This is a genomic window from Klebsiella sp. 54, from assembly GCF_018223875.1.
Classification (GTDB): domain Bacteria; phylum Pseudomonadota; class Gammaproteobacteria; order Enterobacterales; family Enterobacteriaceae; genus Klebsiella; species Klebsiella quasipneumoniae.
Genome location: NZ_JAGRRA010000004.1, coordinates 19,959 through 45,124 on the forward strand (window position 1 = coordinate 19,959; position 25,166 = coordinate 45,124).

Here is a 25,166-nt window from a genome sequence, read left to right on the forward strand (position 1 = left end):
CTTTTTTCTCCCGTATTTCCCTCACCCACCGCCAATTTATTGAGCTCCGTCACGTCTTGTTGTGCCACCTTTTTTGAAACAAATAACTACGATCCTGGTCACTAAAACTAAGGTGCTTAAAAAATAAAATAACGTTTCATAAAAACGAAATGACATTTTATTTATTATAAGGGGTACCCTATGTTGAAACGATCTCTGGTTCTGGCCGCCCTCTGCGGTATGTCTTTTGCGGCAACCGCGGTCACGATAGATTTACGTCATGAATTTATTGATGGCGGCAAGAGCGATAAAAGCAATGCTGACCGCGTCTCGGTGTCCCACCGCTTCGCCAACGGGCTAGGCTTTACCGTAGAGGCCAAATGGCGTTCAGGCGGCGACAACGGTTCGCAACCCTATTCGGACGTGGTGGGCAACGGCCATGAAGACACCATCAGCTGGCGCTGGAAAGCGACATCGAACCTGTTCCTCACCCCCGGGTTTACCATAGAGAGCAACGACAGCCGCTCCATCTACAAGCCGCACCTGCACGTACAATACAGTTTCGACAATGGCTTCTATGTCGCCGCTCGCTATCGCTATGAGTACACCCGCTATCCGAACGATGCCGGCAAAGATGATGACAAGGTGAATCGCGGCGACGCGTGGGCCGGGTTTGCTCTCGGCGACTGGCGCACCGAGCTGAACTATGTCTATGCCCGTAGTTCGGAAGGGGTGAACCGCAACGACAACAAACCCTACTCGCAGGAATATAACGTGAAGGTGGCCTATAAGCTGGATAACAACTGGTCGCCGTATGGTGAAATCGGCAACGTCGGCGTGAATGACCGCAGCGATCGCCAGACCCGCTTCCGCGTCGGGGTGGCCTACTCGTTCTGATTTCCATCAGGCCCTCATCGTCTGTTTTCCCCGGCGCCGTCAGCCGGGGTTTTTTATGGGCCAAAGCGGGGGAACAAAAAAAAGCCCTCCGCGAAGGAGGGCAAGGCCAGTTACAGAAAAACGTTCGCCGGGGCTCAGGCGCTCAGCATCGGCGGATGGTCAGGTAATTTCGCGATATAGATGGCCGGCTTGCCGTCTTTATCGGAGCTGAACAGAATGGCGCTGTCGTCCGGCGTAAACGAGGGGTGCGGGTGCGTCACCTGGCGGCTGTTGGCCACTGTCGCCCATGAGGTATCATGACGCGCGACGCGGAAGTAGCGCTTCTCCGCCACGTTAAAGACGTACAGATAAGGATCGTTATCAATGGAGTAGCCGCCGGTATCTTTGACATCCACCGGCGTGCCTGATCCATCGCCCACCAGCAGCGTACCGTCGAAATTGCTCATCAGATGCGAGCAGGCGGGCATCGTCATCAGGGCCTCGTTGACGCCGCTCTCCGGATCAAAGCGATAGATCGTCCGCCCCTGCTGGCCTTTCAGATAGGAGACGTAGATCAGCGCTGAACCGTCCGGGACCCAGAATTCATGGGTGCAGCTTTCCCCCGGGGCATGCGCTTTGACTTTACGCACGTTGCTGCCATCTTCATTGACCAGCCACATGCGGGCGTCAACCAGATCGTGCGGCCCTTCATGGCAGAAGGCGACGGTATGGTCGTCGAAGGGACGATAGATCGGGTGTCCCAGCCAGATTTTTTCCTCATGGATCACCTGGCTCTCACCGCTGCGCAGGTCGACGCGCAGCAGGCGGCAATGCGGTCCTTTGTGGAAGAAGTCATGAAAAATCTGCCAGTCGTTGAGCGGCGTCCAGTCGCTTTTCGCAATCTCAATGCCTACCAGTTTGCTGCAATCGCTGTTTGCCACCCAGGTGCCATAGCCGACCCACGCCTCGCTGACGCGGTAAACTTCACGCTCGGCGAGGGTGGTGAGGTTCACCTCCAGCAGGGTACGGTCATTTTTCACGTAATAGAGTGACTTATCGTCCGGGGAGAGGAAACCGCCGAAGGTGTTATCCCCGGCGCCTTCCGTCAGCTGAACGGCTTCGGCGCTGGCGATATTCAGCAGATAGTAGTTCCAGTGGCCGTCAAACTCGCCGGCGAACAGTAAATGGCTGCCATCGTTAAAAAAGCATTTCTGATAGAAGTAGTTGCGATGACAGGTGACCTCCGGGGGGGTTAAGCGGGTGACTTCCGCCCCGGTATCCGGATCGCGGCTGACGTGGTAATTCAGTTTGACCCGCATGCCTTTAGCCATGTAGTGCTCCTTTCTTTCCTGCGATGCCGCTGGACCAGAGGCGTGTCGCTGATTGATATGTTTTAAAAGATGGGTGTTAATTTATCAAAACAACGTTTCATTATTTGTGATATCCCACGCAGTTCAGCGTAATTCCTGCATCTTCTGCGGCCTGCTGGCCTCACTTTGGCCGCCTCTCTGGACAACCGGCTGAATCATCATCCTTTTAAAACCGCTTCCTGTCCGGTGCGGGTTGCCGGATCTGTTCGCGTTTTCTTTTTTTGTAATCTCTGTCATAAAAAATGAAACAACGTTTTAAATATCATTGAAAATGACAGAGGGCGGGGCTAAGATGGCACCCATCAGTAAAACGGAACTCTGTTTTATTTTTATGATGGGCTATGCCCGTGAGTTCGCCCCACGCTCAGTCGCGCCGCCGGCGCGAGCCGGGCCGAGAGAACCTTGCCTGCATACTGCAGGCTCTGAACGACTAAGGAACACATTATGATTCTTGATGCATTCTCCCTGCAGGGAAAAGTGGCCGTCGTGAGCGGATGCGATACCGGTTTAGGTCAGGGGATGGCCCTCGGGCTGGCGGAAGCGGGCTGCGATATTGTCGGTATCAATATTGTCGAGCCGGTGGAAACCATCGAGCGGGTGACGGCGCTGGGACGCCGCTTTCTCAGCCTGACCGCCGACCTGCGCCAGATCGACGGTATCCCTCAGCTGCTGGAGCGGGCGGTGGCGGAGTTTGGCCATATTGATATTCTGGTCAACAATGCCGGCCTGATCCGCCGCGAGGACGCGCTGGCGTTCAGCGAAAAGGACTGGGACGACGTGATGAACCTCAACATCAAGAGCGTATTTTTCATGTCCCAGGCGGCGGCGAAGCACTTTATCGCCCAGGGCAGCGGCGGGAAGATCATTAACATCGCCTCGATGCTGTCGTTCCAGGGCGGGATCCGTGTGCCGTCGTATACCGCGTCCAAAAGCGCGGTGATGGGCGTTACCCGCCTGCTGGCCAACGAGTGGGCTAAACACAATATCAATGTCAACGCCATCGCCCCGGGGTATATGGCGACCAATAACACCCAGCAGCTGCGCGCTGACGAGCAGCGCAGTAGCGAAATCCTCGACCGCATTCCCGCCGGGCGCTGGGGCCTGCCGGCCGACCTGATGGGGCCGGTGGTCTTCCTCGCTTCCCCAGCCTCCGATTATATCAATGGCTACACGGTGGCGGTGGACGGCGGCTGGCTGGCGCGCTAACCGACGGCGACGGCCGGCGCGGCACTCACCGCTCCGGCCGTCTGAGCAATTATTGTCCATACCGTAAAATGAGGATCGTCCATATTCCAGAGTGAAGAATTAATGTTACCGCCCTGTATGAACAGGGTTATTAACGATGCGAAACGAATTTTTCGTTACGTTGAAAGTTTAATGTCCATCACAAAACCCATCTTGCCAGCAAAATAGTCCATATCTTTGGCGTATCCAGCCTGACAAATTCCTCCGCCAGTCACGTACTTTCGTCCTATGTCTTTCTCTGTGTGGCAGGAATAAAAATGACTTCAATCAGTAACGACTCTGCATTAACGCCGCGGGCGCAACGTGACACCCGGCGGATGAACTGGTTTGTTTCTATCGCCGCGGCGGTGGCGGGGTTGCTCTTTGGCCTGGATATCGGCGTGATATCCGGGGCGCTGCCCTTTATTACCGACCACTTTACCTTATCCAGCCAGCTTCAGGAGTGGGTGGTCAGCAGCATGATGCTGGGGGCGGCGATAGGCGCGCTGTTTAACGGCTGGCTGTCGTTCCGCCTTGGCCGCAAATACAGCCTGATGGCGGGAGCCGTGCTCTTTGTCGCCGGCTCTATAGGCTCCGCTTTTGCCGCCAGCGTCGAAGTGCTGCTGGTGGCCCGCGTGGTGTTGGGGGTGGCCGTCGGGATCGCCTCTTACACCGCGCCGCTGTACCTCTCCGAAATGGCCAGCGAGAACGTGCGCGGAAAAATGATCAGTATGTATCAGCTGATGGTGACCCTCGGCATTGTGCTGGCGTTTCTTTCCGATACCGCCTTTAGCTACAGCGGTAACTGGCGCGCCATGCTGGGCGTGCTGGCGCTGCCGGCGGTGATCCTGATCGTTCTGGTCGTCTTTCTGCCGAACAGCCCGCGCTGGCTGGCGGAGAAAGGGCGCCATATCGAAGCGGAAGAGGTGCTGCGGATGTTGCGCGATACCTCGGAGAAGGCGCGCGATGAGCTTAACGAGATCCGCGAAAGCCTGAAGCTGAAGCAGGGCGGCTGGGCGTTGTTCAAGGTCAATCGTAACGTACGCCGGGCGGTGTTCCTTGGCATGTTGCTGCAGGCGATGCAGCAGTTCACCGGCATGAACATCATCATGTACTACGCCCCGCGTATTTTCAAAATGGCGGGCTTTACCACTACCGAACAGCAGATGATCGCCACCCTGGTGGTGGGCCTGACCTTTATGTTTGCCACCTTTATCGCAGTGTTCACGGTGGATAAAGCAGGCCGCAAGCCGGCGCTGAAAATCGGCTTCAGCGTGATGGCGCTGGGCACCCTGGTGCTCGGCTACTGCCTGATGCAGTTCGACAATGGCACCGCCTCCAGCGGCCTCTCCTGGCTTTCCGTGGGCATGACCATGATGTGTATTGCCGGGTATGCGATGAGCGCGGCGCCGGTGGTGTGGATCCTCTGCTCTGAGATCCAGCCGCTGAAATGCCGCGACTTCGGCATCACCTGCTCCACCACCACCAACTGGGTGTCGAACATGATCATCGGCGCCACCTTCCTGACGCTGCTTGACGCGATCGGCGCCGCCGGGACCTTCTGGCTCTACACGGTGCTCAACGTGGCCTTTATCGGCGTCACCTTCTGGCTGATCCCGGAGACCAAAAATGTCAGCCTTGAACACATTGAGCGCAACCTGATGGCGGGCGAGAAGCTGCGCAATATCGGTAACCGTTAATGTGAGGCGCGCGGCAACCACGGGCTGGCGACCTTGCGCGTCTCCCGATGGTTGTCGCCGTGAATGATATGCAGGGCGCTCAGGCGCCCGATGTCGTAGTGCGGCAGCTGCACCGTGGAGAGCGGCGGCAAAAACAGATCGCCAATGCCTACCATATTGTCGTATCCCACCACCGCCACGTCCTGTGGAATGCGTAACCCCTGGCCCAGCAGCGTCTGATAGACCATAAAGGCGATGCGATCGTTACCGCAGATCACCGAGTCGAAGCCGGGTTTACCCTCGCGGATATGCGCCAGCACCACCGCGGGAATATCGTGGTAATGCTCATCGCCCTGGGCCATATATGAGTGGGTCAGGCTCTCCGGTTCGATGCCCGCCTCCCGGCAGGCGCGCTCCAGCCCCTGGCGGCGGCGGATTGTCGCCAGCTGGCTGGCGGGTAAGTGCAGGCACAGCGGACGACGATAGCCGGCGGCAAGCAGGGCTTTTACCGCGTCGTACTGGCCCTGTTCATCGTCCGGGATATAGCTGGCCACCGGTTGGCTGAGGCTTTCGCAGTTAGCCAGCACGCAGGGCAGGGTCAGCAGTTTGTCCGGCAGCGGCACCTGACGCAGGCCCATGGTGGTAAAAATGATGCCGTCCGGACGGTGGGAGAGGAGCAGGTCGACCACTGCTTCCGGCCGATCGTCAGAAAACATATTGACCACAAAGCTGTTCCAGCCGTGGGCGCGGGCCGTTTCTTCGATCGACAGGGTGATTTCCACCGAAAAGGGCGTGGTGACGGTATCCAGCGCCAGCACGCCGATGGTGCTGGGGGTGGCCCGCGCCCCGCGGATCTTTTTCGCCGAGAGGTCGGGGACGTAGTTGGTTTCGGCGATGGCGGCCTGCACGCGGGCCAGCGTCTCCGGCTTGAGCCGCTCCGGGGTGTTCAGCGCCCGTGAGACGGTCATCAGAGATACATTCGCCAGTTTTGCTACATCTTTCAGGGATGCCATTTTTTCCTCCGCCATTGCTGCAGAGTACAGGCTATACAACTAAGTCGCTGATGTAAAAGCGTGAAACGATTTTCTGCTAACGCCGTCGTGAGCGATGTTGCGGTTGATTTTTGATCGCGATCGCATCTTCATTATGTTAACGTTAACCTTTGTGATTAACATCATATATCGCAGCGAATCCCTCTGCGCTTTGTTTTTTGTTAACGTTACCATAATTGCATTCCTCTAACACGAGAATGTCATGATGAAAGCGCATCACTCACACAGCTACCCGTTGCTCAGTGCCTTACTGTTTTTCTTTTTCGTGACCTGGTCGTCATCCGGCTCCTTGCTTTCCATCTGGCTGCACCAGGAGGTGGGGCTGAAGGCCGGCGATACCGGTATCATCTACGCCGTGCTGTCGGTTTCCGCGCTGTTTGCGCAAGTTTGCTATGGCTTTATCCAGGATAAGCTGGGGCTGCGCAAACATCTGCTCTGGTATATCACCGCGCTGCTGATCCTCTCCGGTCCGGCGTATCTGCTGTTCGGCCATCTGCTGAAAATTAACGTCCTGCTGGGCAGCATCTTCGGCGGGATCTACATCGGCTTGACCTTTAACGGCGGCATTGGCGTGCTGGAATCCTATACCGAGCGCGTGGCGCGCCAGAGCCAGTTTGAATTCGGCAGGGCGCGGATGTGGGGCTCGCTGGGCTGGGCGGTGGCCACCTTCTTCGCCGGTCTGCTGTTTAACATCAACCCGCAGCTTAACTTCCTCGTCGCCAGTTGCTCCGGACTGGTGTTTTTTATTCTGCTGGCCCGGCTGCGCGTCTCCTCGGCACCGCATGCGATGCAGGAGGCGGTTTCGGGCGGCAAGGTGACCCTGGAAGATGCGCTGCGCCTGCTGACGCTGCCGCGCTTCTGGGCGCTGGTCTTCTTCGTCATCGGCACCTGCATCTACGGCGTCTATGACCAGCAGTTCCCGGTCTATTTCTCATCGCAGTTCGCGACCCTGCAGGAAGGCAATGAGATGTATGGCTACCTTAACTCCTTCCAGGTGTTCCTCGAGGCGACCGGCATGTTCTGCGCGCCGTGGCTGGTGAACCGCATCGGCGCCAAAAACGGTCTGATTTTCGCCGGCATGGTGATGGCGATGCGCATGGTGGCCTCCGGCCTGGTGGAGGGGCCGCTGCTGATCTCCATCACCAAACTGCTGCACGCGGTGGAGCTGCCGATACTGCTGGTGGCTATCTTTAAGTACAACAGCATCAACTTCGATAAACGCCTCTCCTCCACCCTCTATCTGGTGGGCTTCGCCTGCACCAGCTCGATTATCGCCAGCGTATTGTCGCCGCTGGCGGGCTACAGCTATGAAAAATATGGCTTCGCTCAGTCCTATCTGATCATGGGCCTGCTGGTGTTCTGCACCACCTTTATTTCCATCTTCTTGTTGCGCTCCGGCAAATCCTCCGCCGATCCGCTGGTGTCGCAACCTACCGCTATCTGAATCAAAAAGAGTGAAAATGATGACTTACACAATCTCCAGGGCTGAACAGGTACTCCAGACACAACGCCAGGCGCTCAATCTGCGCTGGTATCCGCACTATCACCTGGCGGCCCGCGCCGGGTGGATCAACGACCCAAACGGTCTGGTGTGGTTCGACGGCTGGTACCATGCTTTTTATCAACATCACCCGTACTCCACCCAGTGGGGGCCGATGCACTGGGGGCATGCGCGGAGCAAGGATCTGGTGCACTGGGAGCATCTGCCGGTGGCCCTGGCGCCGGAGGGGCCGGAGGATAAAGACGGCTGCTTCTCCGGCTCGGCGGTGGTCGATGGCGATACCCTGGCGCTGATTTACACCGGGCATAAATTCCACGGCGACCCTGGCGACGAAGCCAATCTGTATCAGGTACAGTGCCTGGCCACCAGCCGGGACGGGATCCACTTCGAGCGCCAGGGGATGGTGGTCGACACTCCGCCGGGCATGCACCATTTCCGCGACCCGAAGGTCTGGCGGGAGGGAGACAGCTGGTACATGATCGTCGGCGCGCGCGAAGGCGACACCGGTCAGGTACGGCTGTACCGTTCAGCCGATCTGCGCCAGTGGCAGGACGCGGGGGTGCTGGATGAAGCGGAAAGCACCATGGGCTATATGTGGGAGTGCCCGGACTTCTTCACCCTCAACGGCAAACGCGTCCTGATGTTTTCCCCGCAGGGGATGCAGGCCGAGGGGTTCCGCAACCGCAACCTGTTCCAGAGCGGCTATCTGATCGGCGAGTGGCAGCCGGGGCAGCGATTCGTCCGCCACGGCGAGTTCACGGAGATGGATCACGGCCACGATTTCTATGCGCCGCAAAGCTTCGCCACCCCCGATGGCCGGCGGATCGTGATAGGCTGGCTGGATATGTGGGAATCGCCGCTGCCGGAGCAGCAGGACGGCTGGGCGGGCATGCTCTCCCTGCCGCGCGAGCTGAGCCTGAGCGCGGATAACCGCCTGCAGATGCGCCCGGCGAAAGAAGTGGAGAGCCTGCGCGGCGCCTGGTTCCCGTGGCCGGTAAGCACCCTGAACAATCAGCAGACCACGATGGTCGACAACTGCGAGGCGATGGAGGTCAACCTGCGCTGGAACTGCGCCAGCAGCAGCGCCGAGCAGTATGGTCTGCGCTTTGGCGATGGCCTGCGCCTCTACGTGGATGCCCAACAGCAGCGTCTGGTGCTGGAGCGGCATTATCCGCAGTATGGCCTGTGCGGGACGCGCAGCGTACCGTTGACCGCCGGGGCGGATCTCAATCTGCGGATATTTTTCGATAGCTCTTCGGTGGAGGTTTTTGTCAATGACGGCGAGGCCTGCCTGAGCAGCCGTATCTATCCGCAGGCTCCCCGCCGTGAATTAGCGTTATTTGCCTGGAGCGGTTCGGCGGCATTAACCGAAGCCGGAGCCTGGCAGCTCGAATAATAAAAAGGCTGTTGTCGTTAATAACCCGTCTTTGACGATGGGCGGGTTATTATTGCCTGTATCGTCGTGCATTACCCATTAATAAAAAATTCAGTTCATTCCATAATAAAAGGGTTTACCGATGAATAAAATCTGGGTCGGGTGTTTTCTCACGTCTCTGTATCTGCCACAGGCGATGGCGCAGGCGCCGTTATCGCTGGAAGAGCGGCTGGCGCAAATGGAGCAGCGGCTGAAGGCGACGGAGGCGCGCGCCGCCAGCGCAGAGGCGGAGATTAAAACGCTGAAAGGCCAGCAGCAGGCCACGACGGTCGCCCGCGCGGCGCCGGCTACGCCGCGCCTGCAGCTGAACGACAATGGCGAATTAAAATTTTATGGCGACGTCGAATTTAATCTTGATGGCGCCAGCCGCACCGGTAGCCTGACGTCGGTCAAAACCAGCGCGAATAAAAGTTGGGCGCCCGGCGAGAAAGAACGCTGGGATATTAATGGCCGTATTCTGCTGGGTTTTGATGGCAGACGTAATGGCGACGACGGGAAATATGCCGGATTCAGCGTGCAGCCGCTGGCGGATATGGATGGCAAAATGAATCTCGACGATGCGGTATTTTTCTTTGGTCAGCAGGATGACTGGAAAATAAAAATAGGCCGCTTTGAAGCCTGGGATATGTTCCCCCTGAATCAGGATACCTTTATTGAATATTCAGGAAATACCGCCAACGACCTTTATTCCGACGGCTATGGCTATATTTACATGATGAAAGAGGGGCGCGGCCGCAGCAGCAGCGGCGGCAACCTCCTGTTCAGCAAAACCGTAGATAACTGGTATTTCGAGGTCAATACCCTGGTGGAGGACGGCAGTTCGCTGTTTGTCGATCAGAACTATCACGGTAATGCGCTGGAAAACCGCAAAAACGTGGTGTACGTGCGGCCGGTGGCGGTGTGGCAGTCCGGCGCCTGGTCGGCGGCGGCAGCGATTGAGAGCAACCTCGTCAACAACGCCTACGGCTATCAGAGTCAGAGCGGGCGCTGGGTCGACCAGTCAAACCGCACCGGCTACGGGATGACCATGAGCTGGAACACCCTGAAAAGCGATCCGCACGATGGGGCGGTGGTCAATCTGAGTACTGCCCTGCTGGACGCGGCGGATGAAACCGACTTCAGCGCCGGAATCAATGCCCTGTGGCATCGCGTGGAGCTGGGCTATATCTACGCGCATAACAAAATCGATCAGTTCAACATGGCCGGGGTGAATGGCGAATGCGATGGCGACTGCGCAATCCTCGCGCCGGGGCGCTATGACATCCATACCGTGCATACATCCTGGCAGTTGCCGAATATTATGGCGATGCCGAACTTCAATATTTACCTTGGCGCCTACGCCTCGTGGCTCGATTCCACGGCGGCGAAGAGCGGGAATCCCGACGAACGCTATGGCGCCCGGGTGCGCTTTAAATATTTCTTCTGATATTTCTTCTGACAGGATACTCAGGCAGGCTCTCCCGCGGCGGACGCCGCGGGAGAGTTCAGGTGGGCAGGTTAACGCATCGCGCGGCGCAGAATGCGGTCGGTCTGGCGCTGGAAGTCCTCGGCCGCTTCTTCCACCGACTTTTTACCGTAGTCGATGTACTGCAGGGTGGTGCCGAACTGGGCGACGATCTGTGGGTCGTCGAAGTACGGCGAGACCGGCAGGGTGGTGGGCAGGGATTGCGCCAGCTTCAGGCCGGACACCGCCGGATCGTCGGCTTTGATGATCCCGTCCTCGGTCAGGTAGGTGACCGCCGCTTTGCTCAGCGGCACGCCACGCTCCAGACCCAGAATATCCACCCCTTCTTTACTGTTCAGCAGGAAGTTAATTAATTTCGCCGCCGCCTGCGGGTTTTTCGTCGATTTGCCAATGGACAGCATCTGCGCAGGCTTGAAGAACAGTCCGGCATCGGTGGCGCCGGGGAGCATCGGGTATTCCCCCAGCACCAGCTTCGCCGGCGGCTTCAGATTGTCGGAATATTTATTGATGGTGGAGTTCCACATGTAGGTCCCGCCCCATTCACCCTGGATCCACGGCTTCATCTCGTACATGTTGCTCTTGCCGAACGAGGCATAGTAGCGGGTGTCCGGCATCACATGGCTGTCGATAAGCTTCTTATACATGCCGAAGAAGTCCGCCCACTGCGCTTTGCTGTAGGAGAATTTGCGGCCCTTCTCATCGATGGCCGGCTGGTTGTATTTTTGCACCATGTAAGAGTTGAGCAGGGCCAGCACGTCCTGGTGCTCAAGCACCACCGGGTAGTACTGTTTCCCGAGTTTGCTTTCGAAAGTTTTTCCCGCCGCCAGCAGTTCATCCCAGGTTTTCGGGAAAGGGATGCCCGCCTTTTTCCACGCTTCGTCGTTAAAGTAGAAAACGCGGGCGGTGACCGACACCGGGATGCCGTTGAGCTTGCCGTTGACCGTGGTGGACTGCAGCTCTTTGGCGTCAAACTGGCTGAGATCGATCTCGTCTTTCAGAGTATTGAGATCGTAAAAGCCATCGCCATTTTTCGAAAAGATCGGCAGCCAGTTCCAGTTGGTCTGCATCACGTCAGGCTCGGTGCCGCCGGCTATCTGGGTGGTCAGGCGCGAAAGATGGCCGTCCCAACCGGTATATTCCGCTTTGACATTGATATCAGGATATTGCTGGTGAAAAGCCTCCAGCGCCTTGAGGGTCACCTGATGGCGGCCATTGCCCCCCCACCAGGACATGCGCAGGTCGACATCCTGCGCCAGCGAGGAGAAGGCGCTAAGGCCCAGGGTGGCGGAGAGGGTGGCGCTTATCAGCACGTTTTTCATTGTTATGCTCCAGGGTTCACAGAGAGAGGTTCTGTTCGGTTTTGGCGTCAAAGATGTGACACTTGTTAAGATCAAAGGTGAAATAGACTTTTCGATTCAGTCCCTTAGCAATCATCGGCTTCGCATCGTCCGACGGCACGCGAGCGGTCAGCTCGTAGCCCGCGACCTGCAGATAGACAAAGAACTCATGACCCATGTTTTCCACCCGCACCATCTCGCCCATGCAGCCGCCTTCGGCGAACGGTGCGTCGGAGAGCGACACGAATTCCGGGCGGACCCCGTAGAACACCTCCTGATGCTGATAGGCGCCGACTTTCTCCGCCAGACGGTCGTTCAACGGCAGGCGCTGGTCGCCAAGGGTCAGGCACAGGCGGCCGTCGTGCTCAACCAGCTGGCTGGGGCGAATATTCATCTCCGGCGCGCCGATAAAGCCGGCGACAAACATATTTTTCGGCTGGTGGTAAAGGTTGTCCGGGGTATCGACCTGCATAATGTGGCCGAGCTTCATCACGCAGATGCGGTCGCCCATGGTCATCGCTTCCGTCTGATCGTGGGTAACGTAGACGGTGGTCGCCGGTTTACCGGATTTCTTCAACTGCTTATGCAGATCGGAAATGCGAATGCGCATCGAGGCGCGCAGCTTGGCGTCCAGGTTGGAGAGCGGCTCGTCGAACAGGAAGACGTCCGGTTTTTTGACGATCGCCCGGCCCACCGCCACGCGCTGCGCCTGGCCGCCGGAGAGCTGGCGCGGCAGACGTTCCAGCAGCTCCTCCAGTTCGAGGATTTTCGCCGCTTCCTCCACCTGCCGATCAATCTGCGCCTTGGGCAGCTTGCTCAGCTTCAGGCCAAAGGCGAGGTTTTCGCGCACCGTCATATGCGGATAGAGGGCGTAGTTCTGGAACACCATCGCAATACCACGGGATTTAGGCGCCAGGTTGTTGACGATCTTGTCGCCGATCCGCACCTCGCCGCCGCTGATGGTCTCCAGACCCGCCAGCATGCGCAGGGTGGTCGATTTGGCGCAGCCGGAAGGGCCGACGATCACCATAAATTCGCCATCGGCAATCTTCAGGTCGATACCATGCACCGCTTTAAACCCGTTGGAGTAAACTTTTTCCAGTTTGTTGAAAATCACTTCAGCCATGATATTTCCCTCTTAACCTTTGATTCCGCTGCTGGTCACGCCCTGCACGAAGTAGCGTTGAGCCAGGAAGAAGACGATGATGGACGGCAGAATGGAGATGCTCGCCATTGCCAGAATTTCGTTCCACGGCGCGCCTTCCGTGACGTCGATAGACATTTTTAGCGCCAGCGCGATGGGATACTTATCGACGCTGTAGACGTAGATCAGCGGACCGATAAAGTCATTCATCGACCACATGAACTGGAACAGCGCCACCGAGATAATGGCCGGCTTGAGGATCGGCACCACCACATACCACAGCACCTGGATGGAGTTGCAGCCGTCGATCTGCGCCGCCTCTTCCATATCGCGCGGCACGCCGCGCAGAAACTGGATCAGCATGAAGACGAAGAATCCCTGGGTGGCGAAGGCCAGCGGCAAGTACAGCGGCAGATAGCTGTTCAGCATCCCCATTTCGCGGAACATCAGGTACTGCGGGATCAGCAGGACGGTGCTCGGCAGCAGCATGGTGGTGATGAGCGTCGCGAACCAGAACTTCTTCCACGGGATCTCAAAGCGCGCAAAGCCGTACGCCACGATGGTGGAGGAGATGATGGTTAACACCACCTTCGGGATCACATACTTAAAGGTGTTCAGCATATAGTGGCCGAAATGGTATTCGGTGCCGGTCTTCCAGCCGTTGATAAACCCGTCCCAGGTGGCGTGGGTCGGCCACAGCCCGAGGGTGGTGAAGATCTCATGGTTCGGCTTGAACGAGGCGGAGAACATCCACGCCAGCGGGTAGAGCATCAGCAGGCCGACGAATATCAGCACGACGTAGCGCACCACCCGGCTCACTTTTTCCCGGCGCAGCGTACGGGCGACCTCACGATCGGCGTCGCTCATCACCGGCGCCATCTGTTGAATATCAGCCATTTTTGCCTCCCTTATCGGCGGAGTAGAAGACCCAGTATTTAGATGACTTAAAGGCGATCGACGCAAAGACCGCCACGACGAGGAACAGCACCCACGCCAGCGCGGCGCCATAGCCCATGTCGAAGTACTTAAAGGCGGTATCGTAGATGTAGAGCGAGAACAGGTAGGTGTAATAGGTCGGGCCGCCGCCGGTTATCACGTACGGGCCGGTAAACTCCTGGAACGCCTGGGTAGTCTGCATAATAAAGTTGAAGAAAATCACCGGGGTGATCAGCGGCACGGTGACCTTCATAAACATCTGCCACTTCGAGGCGCCGTCGATCATTGCCGCCTCATACTGCGACTGCGGGACGTTCTGCAGGGCGGCGAGGAAGATGACCATCGCGGAGCCAAACTGCCAGACGCGCAGCAGGGTGACCGACATTAAAGCCAGCGAGGGTTCCCCCAGCCAGTTGACGGCATCGATGCCAAAGACGGCGAGAAAGCTGTTCAGCAGGCCGTCAATGGCGAACAGGGCGCGCCACAGCACGGCAATCGCCACCGAGCTGCCGAGGATCGACGGGATGTAGTAGGCGGTTCGGAAAAAGCCGATGCCGCGAAGTTTGAAATTGAGCACAAAGGCAATGCCGAGGGCGAAAGCCAGTTTTAAGGGGATGGTTAAAAAGACGTAGGCAAAGGTCACCCCCATCGATTTCCAGAACAGGCTATCCTCGGTCAACATATAGCGATAGTTTTCAATGCCGTTAAATACCGGCGGACTCATCAAGTCGTACTCAGTAAAACTGAGAAAGAAAGATGAAACAAAAGGAAAAGCAGTAAAGACAATCAGCCCGATGATATAGGGCGATATCCATGCCAATCCCAGCAGCTTGTTTTCATTCATACATACCTACCTGGCTTACGAGTTGTAATACGGATCGGGTGACGCGGCGCTGTCGGCCTTTTGCCGCGACCAACGCAAAAAGTCTGAACGTTTCCTCTGGTTAACATATCCTTGTTAATGAATGGCTTAAGTTTTATCTGGCCCAGCGTGGAGGGGCCGTCAGGTTCTTTTTCATGCTGATCTTTTTTTATAAAACACCGTTTTAATTTCATTTTATTGCGATTTATTTCCGCGTCATGCAGATCTGGATGGAAATGTGATCAAAGTCGAAACGATGTTTCAAAAAGGTGAGGTGGTAAGCACTTTAAGGATCTTAGGGAGCTTGAAAACAAGGAATAATCAGTCTGAACTGAGCGGGAAATATTATTACCAGGATAATGATTGGGGCGGCATCTTTTTTAGCGCGTGCTGTGAAACCTGGATCGGGGGCGGCGATCGCCCCCGTCTTTCATCAGCGTGCGAGAAAATCTTCGCGGATCGGGGTAAAGGTGTCGAGCAGCGTGCCGGGCTGCAGACAGACGCAGCCGTGCATGATCCCCGGCTGCTTATACAGCGTATCGCCAGCGCTGACGACGCGCGTCTCCTCGCCGATAGTGAACTCGAACTCGCCCGAGAGCACATAGGTGAGCTGTTCGTGAGGATGGTTATGCATCGGGCCGACGGCGCCGGCGGCAAAATTCACCTCTACGGCCATCATTTTGCCGTCGTGCGCCAGAATGCGGCGGGTTACGCCATTGCCGAGGTCTTCAAGGGTGGTGTCTTTATGGAAAATAAACATCGGGCGATCCTGTTGTTAAAATGAAACGTTGTTTCACTTAACTTATCCCACTCTTCATGAAAAAGAAATACGCGGCCAGAGAAGTGGAAAGTTGATCACAAGTTTGTTTCACTGGCAGAAACGACATAAGGAGCAGAAGATGAAAACCATTGGCCTGTTAGGCGGCATGAGCTGGGAGTCAACGATCCCTTACTATCGCCTGATTAATGAAGGCGTGAAGGCGCGACTGGGCGGGCTGCACTCCGCCAGCCTGGTGCTGCACAGCGTCGATTTTCACGACATCGAAGCCTGTCAGTCCGCCGGCGACTGGGATCGCGCCGGGGCGATCCTTGCCGAAGCCGCGGTCGGGCTCCAGCAGGCGGGCGCCGAGGGCATTGTCCTGTGCACCAACACCATGCACAAGGTAGCGGATGCCATCGCCGCCCGCTGCCAGGTTCCCTTTCTGCATATCGCCGATGCCACCGGGCGGGCGATTGCCGCCAAAGGCCAGCGGCGGGTCGCGCTGCTGGGCACTCGCTATACCATGGAGCAGACCTTTTATCGCGGTCGTCTGCAGGAGCTGTTTGCCATCGAGACGCTGATCCCCGAGGCCGACGATCGGGCGCGGATCAATCAGATCATCTTCGACGAGCTCTGTCTCGGCACCTTCAGCGAGGCATCGCGGGACTATTATCTGCAGACGATCGCCGCCCTGGCGGAGCAGGGAGCGGAAGGGGTTATTTTCGGCTGTACGGAGATAGGCCTGCTGGTGCCTGCCGAGCTCAGCCCGCTGCCGGTCTTTGACACCGCGGCGATCCATGCGGAAGACGCGGTCAACTTTATGCTCTCTGCAGGACCGACGCCAGCGGTGTGAGGATCTGCGGCAGACTCTGCTGCAGGTGCGTCACAAAGGCATCGACCAGCGCCGAGCGCGGGCGATGGAGCGGGCGGATCAGGCTGACGGTAAACGGCACCTCGACGCTGAAGCGGCGCACCACCACGCCGCTATCGGCATAGTCCAGGGCGGTCAGCGGGTTAACCACCGAGATCCCGGCGCCGGCGCGCACCATGGCGCAGATCGAGGCCGCACTGTGGGTTTCGACCACCATCCGCCGTTTAACCTGATGCTCAAGGAACAGGGCGTCGAGCAGCTGGCGATAGCTGTCGGTGCGCGACAGGCTGATGTAATTTTCGCCCTGAAAATCGGCGGGGGTCAGCGTCGTCTGCGCCGCCAGAGGATGGCCGGCAGGCAGCACGCAGACTTCATTCAGCGTCAGCAGCGGGGTGCGTTCGGTGCCCGCCGGGGTATGCAGGGTCTCCGTCAGGCCAAGGTCATGGCGCTGGGCGGAGAGCCACTCCTCCAGCAGCGGCGACTCCTGGGGGACGATCTGCAGGCTGACCTCCGGGTAGCGGGCGAGAAACGGCGGCAACAGCAGCGGCAGAAAGGACTGGGAAAACACCGGCAGGCAGGCGATCGACAGCTCGCCCTGGCGAAACTCGCGCAGGCTCTCGGCGGCGCTGACGATGCGGTCCAGGCCGTACCAGGAACGCTGAACCTCCTCAAACAGGCGCAGGCCCTGCACGGTTGGCTGCAGGCGACCGCGGGTCCGCTCAAACAGCCGCAGGCCGAGCACCTTCTCAAAGCGCGCCAGCTCGCGGCTGACGGTGGGTTGCGAGGTGTGCAGCATCCTCGCGGCTTCGGTCAGGTTGCCGGTGGTCATCACCGCGTGAAAGATTTCGATATGGCGCAAATTGACGGCTGGCATGCGGTCTCCCTGAGGCTCGGCTGTAATCATATCATTTTTGCATAGAGTCGCGATAAAACGATATTTTTTATTGGTCAGGCACTGTGGCGTAATCAGAAAAAACAGCGACCAACACACGCACTGCACCGGAGTTTTTATGCCACATTCGCTTTACGCCACTGATACCGATCTAACCGCGGACAACCTGCTGCGCCTGCCGGCGGAATTTGGCTGCCCGGTCTGGGTCTATGATGCGCAGATTATTCGCCGCCAGATTGCCCAGCTCAGCCAGTTTGACGTGGTGCGTTTTGCGCAAAAAGCCTGCTCTAACATCCATATTCTGCGTCTGATGCGTGAGCAGGGGGTGAAGGTGGACTCGGTGTCGCTGGGGGAGATCGAGCGTGCGCTGGCGGCAGGCTACGATCCGCAGCAGAATCCAGAGGATATTGTCTTCACCGCCGATCTGATCGACGACGCCACCCTCGATCGCGTCAAGGCGTTACAGATCCCGGTGAACGCCGGTTCGATCGACATGCTAAGCCAGCTGGGGGAGGTGTCGCCGGGCCATCGCGTCTGGCTGCGCGTCAACCCGGGCTTTGGCCACGGCCACAGCCAGAAAACCAATACCGGCGGTGAGAACAGCAAGCATGGCATCTGGTACAGCCACCTGCCGGCGGCGCTGGAAGTGATGCGTCGCTATCAGCTGCAGCTGGTGGGGATCCATATGCATATCGGCTCTGGCGTCGACTATGGTCACCTGGAGCAGGTGTGCGGCGCGATGGTGCGCCAGGTTGTCGACTTTGGTCAGGATCTGCAGGCCATCTCCGCCGGCGGCGGCCTGTCTATTCCTTACCGCGAGGGCGAAGAGGCCATCGACACCGCTCACTATTATGGCCTGTGGAACCGCGCCCGGGAGCAGATCGCCACCCATCTGGGTCACCCGGTGAAACTGGAGATTGAACCCGGACGCTTCCTGGTGGCCGAGTCCGGCGTGCTGGTGTCGCAGGTGCGCAGCGTGAAAGAGATGGGCAGCCGCCACTTCGTGCTGATTGACGCTGGCTTTAACGACCTGATGCGCCCGGCAATGTACGGCAGCTATCATCATATCACCGCTCTGGCGGCGGATGGCCGCGATCTCAGTGCCGCGCCGCAGGTGGAGACCGTGGTGGCCGGGCCGCTGTGCGAGTCCGGGGACGTCTTTACCCAGCAGGAAGGGGGGAAAGTCGAGACCCGTCTGCTGCCGGCGGTGGCCCCAGGGGATTATCTGGTGCTCCATGACACTGGCGCCTACGGGGCTTCGATGTCATCCAACTATAACAGCCGTCCGCTGCTGCCGGAGGTGCTGTTTGATGGCGGCAAGGCGCGGCTGATCCGCCGTCGCCAGACCATCCAGGAGCTGCTGGCCTTGGAGCTTATTTAAAAAAAGGTCCCGTCGTCACCGACTCACGCAACACCAGCGTGCCGGTGAACGGCGGGATCGTTTCGATCGGCTGCTGGTTAGCAAGCTTGATCGCCTGATCGATAGCCGTGGTGATCATGTTGTCGATCGGCAGATAGACCGTCGACAGCCCCGGCTCCAGCCATTTCGCGCTTGGCGCATCGTCGAAGCCAAACAGCGACACATCCTGCGGAATACGCAGCCCCGCCTGATGCAGCGCCTTTGAGGCCCCCAGCGCCATATCATCGTTACAGGAAAACAGCGCGCTGAAGCGGGCTTTCTCGTCCAGCAGTTCCCGGCACAGCTCGTAGCCGCGGGTCATCGTCGAGTCCCCGTATTTCACCCGGCTCGGATCCCATTCAATACCATGTTTTATCAGCGCGTTGCGATAGCCCTGCAGGCGCGCCTGGCCGGTGGGGGTGTGCATCGGGACGGTGATGCAGGCGATATCGCGGTGGCCCTGGGTAATCAGATACTCCACGGCCTGGAAGGCGGCTTCCTGCTGTTCGAAAAACACGCAGCGTTCGCGGGCCTGCGCCACATCACGGTTAATCACCACCAGCGGCATGGCGATCGAGTTAATCAGCGACATGATCGCCTTCTCGCTCATATGCCGGGTATAGAGGATGATCGCATCGCACTGCCGGTCGGCGAGCATCTGCACCGCTTCCTCTTCGCGCTCCGGCGTATCATGGCCGTCGGTGACGATAAGCTGTTTTCCCCAGGCTTCTGTCTGGCGTGACGCCTGCTGCAGCAGACGGCCAAAGTAGAAGCCGTCAAAGGTGGAGACAACCAGCCCGATACTGTTGCTGGTCTGATTGGCCAGCGAGCGGGCAAGGAAATTCGGCCGGTAGCCCAGCTCTTCCATCGCTTTAAAGACCTGTTGGCGGGTGCTCTCTTTCACCTGACCTGTGCCGTTCAACACGCGGGAAACCGTCGCTTTCGAGACGCCTGCGCGAATTGAGACATCCAGCATTGTAGCCATTCATCGATTCCTGATTTCACGTGGTAAGGCGCAGTTTATCACAGACCGAAAAGGGACATATCGACGGGGCGGGGCGGAAAAACCATCGCGATCACGCTTTTAGCAGGAACTGACCAACCGGCGTTATCTGGTATGCCAATGGCTGTTTTTATCGATATTTGGGATACCACGAAGCGGGTTGCGAGCGCTGTCACAGAACAATTTTTGCCTGGCGACTATGTTTTGGTATGCCAAAAGTCTCTGGCTGTCTACCTGGCCGCAATAAGCCCTTTACTCTGAGGTACTCTTTTATGGCATTACAGGACAAACTGATCGACGCGCTGGGGCGTTTCGCGACGACATTCAACAGCTATCGCTACATTATGGCGATCAAATCGGCGTTTATTACCCTGATGCCGGTGATCATCGTCGGGGCCTTTTCGGTGCTGATCTCCAATATGGTGCTGGATCCGAAGAATGGGCTCGCCAGCTTTTCCTCACTCTCCTTTCTCGCGGCGCTGAAGCCGATCACCAGCGCGCTGAACTACGCCACGCTCAACTTCCTCAATATCGGCGCCGTGTTTCTGATCGGCATTGAGCTGGGGCGGATCAACGGCATCAAAAGCCTGTTTCCCGGCCTGCTGGCGGTGATCTGCTTTATCTGCGTCACGCCGACCACGGTGGAGATGATGGTCGATGGCCAGATGCACGTGGTGAAAGATGTCCTGCTGCGTCAGTTCTCCGATACCCGTAGCCTGTTCCTCGGAATGTTCATCGCCATTCTGTCGGTCGAGATTTACTGCTGGCTGGAGGGGCGCAAGGGACTGAAGATCAAGATGCCGGATACCGTGCCGCCGAACGTCTCTGCCTCTTTTTCCGCGCTGATCCCGGCGATCATCACCACCACCGCGATCGCCACCTTTGGTTTTCTCTTCCACCAGCTGACGGGAATGTATCTCTACGATGCGGTCTACCAGGTGGTGCAGCAGCCGCTGGAGCGGGTGGTGCAGAGCCTGCCGGGGATCCTGCTGCTGATGTTCGTCGCCCAGCTGTTCTGGGTGATCGGTATTCACGGCAACCAGATGATCAAGCCGATCCGCGAGCCGCTGCTGCTGGGGGCGATCACCGTCAATATGAGCGCCTTTGAGCAGGGGAAAGAGGTACCGAACATCATCACGATGCCCTTCTGGGATGTTTACATGAGCATCGGCGGCTCGGGGCTGACCATCGGCCTGCTGATTGCGGTGATGATCGCCACCAGGCGCAAAGAGATGAAAGAGATCGCCAAGCTGTCGATAGGCCCGGGGCTGTTCAATATTAACGAGCCGGTGATCTTCGGGATGCCGATCATGCTCAACCCGATCCTCGCCATCCCGTTTATCATCACCCCGCTGGTGACCGGCAGCATCGGCTATTTCGCCACCCTGACCGGCTTCGCCGGCAAGGCGGTGGTGATGGTGCCCTGGACCACGCCGCCGCTGATCAACGCCTGGCTGTCCACCGCCGGCTCGATGGGAGCGGTGGTGACCCAGCTTATCTGCATCGTCGTCGCGGTGCTTATCTATCTGCCTTTCGTCAAAATTGCCTCCCGCCGTGCCGATGCCGCACAGCGTCAGGCCGACAATCAACAGACCGCCAACCCTGTCTGAGGAGCCTATGACTACCGTACGGATGACCATTCCCGATGATTTTATCCTTGGCGCGGCGGCTTCCGCCTGGCAGACCGAGGGCTGGAGCGGGAAAAAACCGGGGCAGGACTCCTGGCCCGATCTCTGGTACAAAAACGACCGCCACGTCTGGCATAACGGCTATGGCCCGGCGGTGGCTACCGATTTTATTAACCGCTTTCAGGAAGACGTGCAGCTGATGAAGCTGGCCGGGCTGACCCACTACCGCACCTCGATCAACTGGTCGCGCTTTCTGATCGACTATGAAAACGTCACGGTGGATGAGGAGTATGCGGCCTATTACGACCAGCTGTTCGATGCGCTACTGGCCAACGGCATTACGCCGATGATCTGCCTTGAGCATTACGAATTACCGGGCTATCTGCTGGAAAAGTATGGCGGCTGGGGGGCGAAAAAAGTGGTTGAGCTGTTTGTGCGCTACGCGGAGCAGGTCTTTGCCCGCTACCACCTGAAGGTAACCCGCTGGTTTACCTTTAATGAGCCGATCGTGGTGCAGACCCGGGTCTATCTGGATGCCCTGCGCTGGCCCTATGAGCAGAACACCAGCACCTGGATGCAGTGGAACTACCATAAGGTGCTGGCGACCGCCTGCGTGGTGAAGCGATTTCGCGAACTCGGCTATCCCGGGACCGTTGGCTGCATCCTCAATCCGGAGGTGACCTACCCACGCTCCCGCGCCCCGCATGACCTGCGCGCGGCGGAGATCTACGATCTGTTCTACAACCGTATGTTTCTCGACCCGCTGGTGCACGGGGTCTGGCCGCCGGCGCTTCTCGCGCTGCTTGAGCAGCATCAGGTGACGTGGGAGGCCAGCGCGGAGGAGCTGGCGATTATCCGCGAGCACACCGTCGATGAGCTGGGGATTAACCTTTACTATCCGCACCGGGTCAAAGCCCCGTCGCGGGCCTGGCATCCGCATACCCCGTTCCATCCAGCCTGGTATTATGAGCCGTTTGAGCTGCCCGGCCGGCGGATGAACGCCTCCCGCGGCTGGGAAATCTACCCGCAAATCATCTTTGATATGGCGATGCGGATCAAAAATGACTATCGCAACATCCCGTGGTTCGTGGCCGAGAGCGGGATGGGGGTGGAAAACGAAGGCCAGTTCCGTAACCGCGAAGGCGTCATCGATGACAGCTACCGCATTCGTTTTATCAGCGAACATCTCTGGCACACCCTGCGCGCCCGCGAGGCAGGGGCCAACTGCCAGGGCTATATGCTGTGGGCGTTTACCGACAACGTGTCGCCGATGAACGCCTTTAAAAACCGCTACGGGCTAATCGAAATCGATCTGCAAAACCATCGCGCCCGGCGGCCCAAAGCTTCGGCGCACTGGTTTTGTCAGCTCGGCGAACGGCGTGAGCTGGTGCTGGATATCGACGATGAATACCGCTAGCCGGGAGCAATCTTTGCTAAGATAGCGGCGTATTTGACTCGCAGGCATGTAACGCACAGGTGATTTTGTGGAAAAAGCGATAATTCCGCCGGAAAAGAAGCCCTATCAGGAGATTGGTGATGACCTGCGCGCCCAGATTGCGCAGGGGCGCTACCCGGTCGGGTCGCGTTTGCCGCCGGAACGCCATATTGCCGAAACCTATGGCGTCAGCCGGACCATTGTGCGCGAAGCGCTGCTGATGCTGGAGCTGCAGGGGACGGTGGATATCCGTCAGGGATCCGGGGTGTACGTCATGCGTATCCCGCATGAAAACGACAGCGAAGAAGAGCAGTTGCTCAGCAGCGACGTCGGTCCGTTTGAAATTCTCCAGGCGCGCCAGCTGCTGGAGAGCAATATCGCCGCCTTTGCCGCGAAAATGGCCACCCGCGCCGATATCGACAATCTGAAGCGGATTATCGAGCAGGAGCAGCGGGCTATCGCTCTCAACGACACCGCCCAGGATAACGCCCGCCTGTTCCATCTGGTGCTGGCCGGGGCGACGCAGAACCAGATGCTGTTGGCGACGGTGGAGCGGATCTGGCTGCAGATGGACAGCAGCCCGCTGTGGCAGCAGTTCAATGTGCATATTGCCAGCCGCGCCTGGCGGCTGAAGTGGCTCGGCGACCGGCAGACGCTGCTCGCCGCGCTGCGGCGTCGCGATGTGATGGGCGCCTGGCAGGCGATGTGGCAGCATCTGGAAAACGTCAAAAACAGTCTGCTGGAGCTGTCCGATGAAGACGCCCCGGACTTTGACGGCTATCTGTTCGATTCGGTGCCGATTTTTCAGGGGAAGCTGGTATGACGATCCTGCCGCTGTACGCCGCGCCGCAGTTCGCCCGGCAGGTGACCGACTGGCTGTGGCAGGCCTTTGGCGGCGAGGCGCTGCCGCGGGAATTTTTCGCCAGCATTGTGCAGCATAGCCAGACGGCGGAGGCGCTACCGCTGACCTTTATTGCCGTGGAAGGGGAGCAACTGCTCGGAACGATTGGCCTCTGGCGCTGCGATTTGATAAGCCGCCAGGATCTGTTTCCCTGGCTGGCGGCGCTGTACGTCGCGCCCGCCGCTCGCGGTCAGGGGCTGGCCGGACAGCTGCAGCGGCATGTGATCGATTATGCCCGCCGCGCGGGCTATCAGGAGCTTTATCTCTACTCCACCTGCCGCGATTTTTATGAACGCTTCGGCTGGCGCTACATCGGCGAGGGGCTGGATTATCCGGCCACCGCCGTGCATCTCTATCGCTACGACTTATCGCCTTCCTGCGGGGCCACCACCGAATGACGGCGCACCAGCGTCGGGCTGAACAGGTGGGTGATCTCCGGCGCCGGGCGCTGCTCCGCCAGGGCTAAGGCCAGCTCGGCCGCCTGGGTCGCCATCGTGACGATCGGGTAACGGACAGTGGTCAGCCGCGGGCGGACATAGCGCGAAATCAGGACATCGTCGAAGCCGATCAGCGAAATTTCCCGCGGGACGTCGATACCGTTGTCGTTCAGCACCCCCATCGCGCCGGCGGCCATCGAGTCGTTATAGCAGGCGACGGCGCTAAAGTGGCGGCCGCGGCCAAGCAGTTCGGTCATCGCCTGTTCGCCGCCGCTTTCATCCGGCTCGGCAAACGTGACCAGCCGGTCGTTGCACGGCAGGCCGCTCTCCTCCAGCGCCGCGTAGTACCCCTGCAGGCGATCTTCCGCATCAGAGATATCGTGGTTTGAGCACAGATAGCCGATACGCGTGTGCCCCTGCTGGATCAGATGGCGGGTCGCCAGCCAGGCGCCGTAGCGATCGTCCAGCGCCACGCAGCGGGTTTCATATCCGGGCAGGATGCGGTTGATCAGCACCATGCCGGGGATCTGTTTCATCAGCCCGGCGAGTTCCTCATCGGGGATCATTTTGGCGTGCACCACCAGCGCCGCGCAGCGGTGGCGGATCAGCTGCTCTATCGCCTGGCGCTCCTTTTGCACGTTGTGGTAGCCATTGCCAATCAGCAAAAAATTGCCGGTGCGGTAGGCTACCTGTTCGACGGCTTTGACCATCGCGCCGAAGAAGGGGTCGGAGACATCGCCCACCACCAGGCCGACGGTTTCCGTGGACTGCTGGGCCAGCGCCCGGGCGTTCGCGTTGGGGTGATAGTTGAGGGTTTCCATCGCCGCGCCCACGGACTGACGCGAGGCTTCGCTGGCTTTGGGAGAGTTGTTGATGACGCGGGAGACGGTAGCGACGGAGACTCCTGCGAGTCGGGCTACATCCTTAATTGTCGCCATACCATGCCTTTTATAGGGTAAGCGTTTACATACTGCTATGTT

23 protein-coding genes are annotated in these 25,166 nt (G+C 58.4%); 13 read left to right on the plus strand and 10 right to left on the minus strand.

Annotated features, from left to right (window positions below; translation table 11 throughout):
* Positions 1-180 precede the first annotated feature (180 nt).
* Positions 181-876: a KdgM family porin OmpK26 gene (ompK26, locus tag KHQ24_RS11580; protein ID WP_004205398.1), complete on the plus strand. Its 696-nt coding sequence runs from the start codon at positions 181-183 to the stop codon at positions 874-876.
* Between the two features lie 134 nt (positions 877-1,010).
* Here the strand turns inward: ompK26 and KHQ24_RS11585 are convergent, their stop codons facing one another.
* The gene (locus KHQ24_RS11585) at positions 1,011-2,186 is read right to left on the minus strand and encodes an oligogalacturonate lyase family protein (RefSeq protein WP_023319089.1); all 1,176 of its coding nucleotides are present in this window, start codon (positions 2,184-2,186) and stop codon (positions 1,011-1,013) included.
* A gap of 483 nt (positions 2,187-2,669) precedes the next feature.
* Between KHQ24_RS11585 and kduD the strand changes: the two genes are divergently transcribed.
* Positions 2,670-3,431, plus strand: a complete 762-nt coding sequence (kduD, locus tag KHQ24_RS11590) for a 2-dehydro-3-deoxy-D-gluconate 5-dehydrogenase KduD (RefSeq protein ID WP_012540639.1) — start codon at positions 2,670-2,672, stop codon at positions 3,429-3,431.
* Between the two features lie 296 nt (positions 3,432-3,727).
* Positions 3,728-5,149, plus strand: coding sequence for a sugar porter family MFS transporter (locus KHQ24_RS11595; RefSeq protein ID WP_032456582.1), 1,422 nt, complete (start codon positions 3,728-3,730; stop codon positions 5,147-5,149).
* Here KHQ24_RS11595 and KHQ24_RS11600 read toward each other — a convergent pair.
* A complete protein-coding gene (locus KHQ24_RS11600; protein WP_004205404.1) occupies positions 5,146-6,141 on the minus strand; it encodes a LacI family DNA-binding transcriptional regulator in 996 nt (331 codons plus the stop codon). The genes KHQ24_RS11595 and KHQ24_RS11600 overlap by 4 nt on opposite strands.
* Positions 6,142-6,235: 94 nt before the next feature.
* Here KHQ24_RS11600 and KHQ24_RS11605 point away from each other — a divergent pair, with 94 nt between their 5' ends.
* The 4 genes from KHQ24_RS11605 (at position 6,236) to KHQ24_RS11620 (ending at position 10,542) form a co-directional block, all read left to right on the plus strand.
* A complete protein-coding gene (locus KHQ24_RS11605) occupies positions 6,236-6,370 on the plus strand; it encodes a hypothetical protein (RefSeq protein ID WP_017899252.1) in 135 nt (44 codons plus the stop codon).
* A 12-nt stretch (positions 6,371-6,382) separates the two neighbouring features.
* Positions 6,383-7,624, plus strand: a complete 1,242-nt coding sequence (locus tag KHQ24_RS11610; RefSeq protein WP_044613806.1) for an MFS transporter — start codon at positions 6,383-6,385, stop codon at positions 7,622-7,624.
* 19 nt (positions 7,625-7,643) lie between these two features.
* Complete coding sequence (locus KHQ24_RS11615) at positions 7,644-9,077, plus strand: glycoside hydrolase family 32 protein (protein WP_032456581.1); 1,434 nt, start codon at positions 7,644-7,646, stop codon at positions 9,075-9,077.
* Positions 9,078-9,198: 121 nt separating this feature from the next.
* A complete protein-coding gene (locus KHQ24_RS11620; protein WP_049004100.1) occupies positions 9,199-10,542 on the plus strand; it encodes a carbohydrate porin in 1,344 nt (447 codons plus the stop codon).
* A gap of 71 nt (positions 10,543-10,613) precedes the next feature.
* On the opposite strand, the gene KHQ24_RS11625 is transcribed toward KHQ24_RS11620, so the two are convergent.
* From KHQ24_RS11625 to KHQ24_RS11645, 5 genes are all read right to left on the minus strand, one after another.
* Positions 10,614-11,900 carry an ABC transporter substrate-binding protein gene (locus KHQ24_RS11625; RefSeq protein ID WP_004205415.1) on the minus strand — a complete coding sequence of 429 codons (1,287 nt, stop codon included), beginning with the start codon at positions 11,898-11,900 and terminating at the stop codon, positions 10,614-10,616.
* Positions 11,901-11,916: 16 nt separating this feature from the next.
* On the minus strand, positions 11,917-13,044 hold the full coding sequence (locus KHQ24_RS11630) for an ABC transporter ATP-binding protein (protein ID WP_017899248.1): 1,128 nt from the start codon (positions 13,042-13,044) through the stop codon (positions 11,917-11,919).
* 12 nt (positions 13,045-13,056) lie between these two features.
* A complete protein-coding gene (locus KHQ24_RS11635) occupies positions 13,057-13,959 on the minus strand; it encodes a carbohydrate ABC transporter permease (RefSeq protein WP_004205418.1) in 903 nt (300 codons plus the stop codon).
* Positions 13,952-14,842: a carbohydrate ABC transporter permease gene (locus tag KHQ24_RS11640; RefSeq protein ID WP_004205419.1), complete on the minus strand. Its 891-nt coding sequence runs from the start codon at positions 14,840-14,842 to the stop codon at positions 13,952-13,954. Before KHQ24_RS11640 ends, KHQ24_RS11635 begins: the two co-directional genes overlap by 8 nt.
* Positions 14,843-15,293: 451 nt before the next feature.
* Positions 15,294-15,620: a cupin domain-containing protein gene (locus tag KHQ24_RS11645; protein WP_004205420.1), complete on the minus strand. Its 327-nt coding sequence runs from the start codon at positions 15,618-15,620 to the stop codon at positions 15,294-15,296.
* Positions 15,621-15,759: 139 nt separating this feature from the next.
* On the opposite strand from KHQ24_RS11645, the gene KHQ24_RS11650 reads away from it, so the two are divergent.
* A complete protein-coding gene (locus KHQ24_RS11650) occupies positions 15,760-16,473 on the plus strand; it encodes an aspartate/glutamate racemase (protein WP_136073348.1) in 714 nt (237 codons plus the stop codon).
* Here the strand turns inward: KHQ24_RS11650 and KHQ24_RS11655 are convergent.
* Positions 16,439-17,365: a LysR family transcriptional regulator gene (locus KHQ24_RS11655; protein ID WP_023319085.1), complete on the minus strand. Its 927-nt coding sequence runs from the start codon at positions 17,363-17,365 to the stop codon at positions 16,439-16,441. The genes KHQ24_RS11650 and KHQ24_RS11655 overlap by 35 nt on opposite strands.
* 136 nt (positions 17,366-17,501) lie before the next feature.
* Here KHQ24_RS11655 and lysA point away from each other — a divergent pair, with 136 nt between their 5' ends.
* Positions 17,502-18,764, plus strand: coding sequence for a diaminopimelate decarboxylase (gene lysA, locus KHQ24_RS11660; RefSeq protein ID WP_004205426.1), 1,263 nt, complete (start codon positions 17,502-17,504; stop codon positions 18,762-18,764).
* Here the strand turns inward: lysA and KHQ24_RS11665 are convergent.
* Positions 18,757-19,758 carry a LacI family DNA-binding transcriptional regulator gene (locus KHQ24_RS11665; protein ID WP_004229436.1) on the minus strand — a complete coding sequence of 334 codons (1,002 nt, stop codon included), beginning with the start codon at positions 19,756-19,758 and terminating at the stop codon, positions 18,757-18,759. The two genes, lysA and KHQ24_RS11665, sit on opposite strands and share 8 nt — an antisense overlap.
* Positions 19,759-20,057: 299 nt before the next feature.
* Here KHQ24_RS11665 and KHQ24_RS11670 point away from each other — a divergent pair, with 299 nt between their 5' ends.
* The 4 genes from KHQ24_RS11670 to KHQ24_RS11685 all read left to right on the plus strand — a co-directional run bounded on the left by KHQ24_RS11670 (position 20,058) and on the right by KHQ24_RS11685 (position 24,147).
* Entirely contained in the window at positions 20,058-21,395 is a 1,338-nt protein-coding gene (locus KHQ24_RS11670) for a PTS sugar transporter subunit IIC (protein WP_004205429.1), read from the plus strand.
* Between the two features lie 7 nt (positions 21,396-21,402).
* Complete coding sequence (locus KHQ24_RS11675) at positions 21,403-22,830, plus strand: glycoside hydrolase family 1 protein (protein WP_211777287.1); 1,428 nt, start codon at positions 21,403-21,405, stop codon at positions 22,828-22,830.
* Positions 22,831-22,897: 67 nt separating this feature from the next.
* Positions 22,898-23,671 (plus strand): GntR family transcriptional regulator, encoded by a 774-nt coding sequence (locus tag KHQ24_RS11680; protein ID WP_004205433.1) that lies wholly within the window; start codon positions 22,898-22,900, stop codon positions 23,669-23,671.
* The gene (locus KHQ24_RS11685) at positions 23,668-24,147 is read left to right on the plus strand and encodes a GNAT family N-acetyltransferase (RefSeq protein WP_017899241.1); all 480 of its coding nucleotides are present in this window, start codon (positions 23,668-23,670) and stop codon (positions 24,145-24,147) included. Before KHQ24_RS11680 ends, KHQ24_RS11685 begins: the two co-directional genes overlap by 4 nt.
* Here KHQ24_RS11685 and galR read toward each other — a convergent pair.
* Entirely contained in the window at positions 24,108-25,124 is a 1,017-nt protein-coding gene (galR, locus tag KHQ24_RS11690) for an HTH-type transcriptional regulator GalR (protein WP_002915981.1), read from the minus strand. The two genes, KHQ24_RS11685 and galR, sit on opposite strands and share 40 nt — an antisense overlap.
* Between the last annotated feature and the right edge of the window lie 42 nt (positions 25,125-25,166).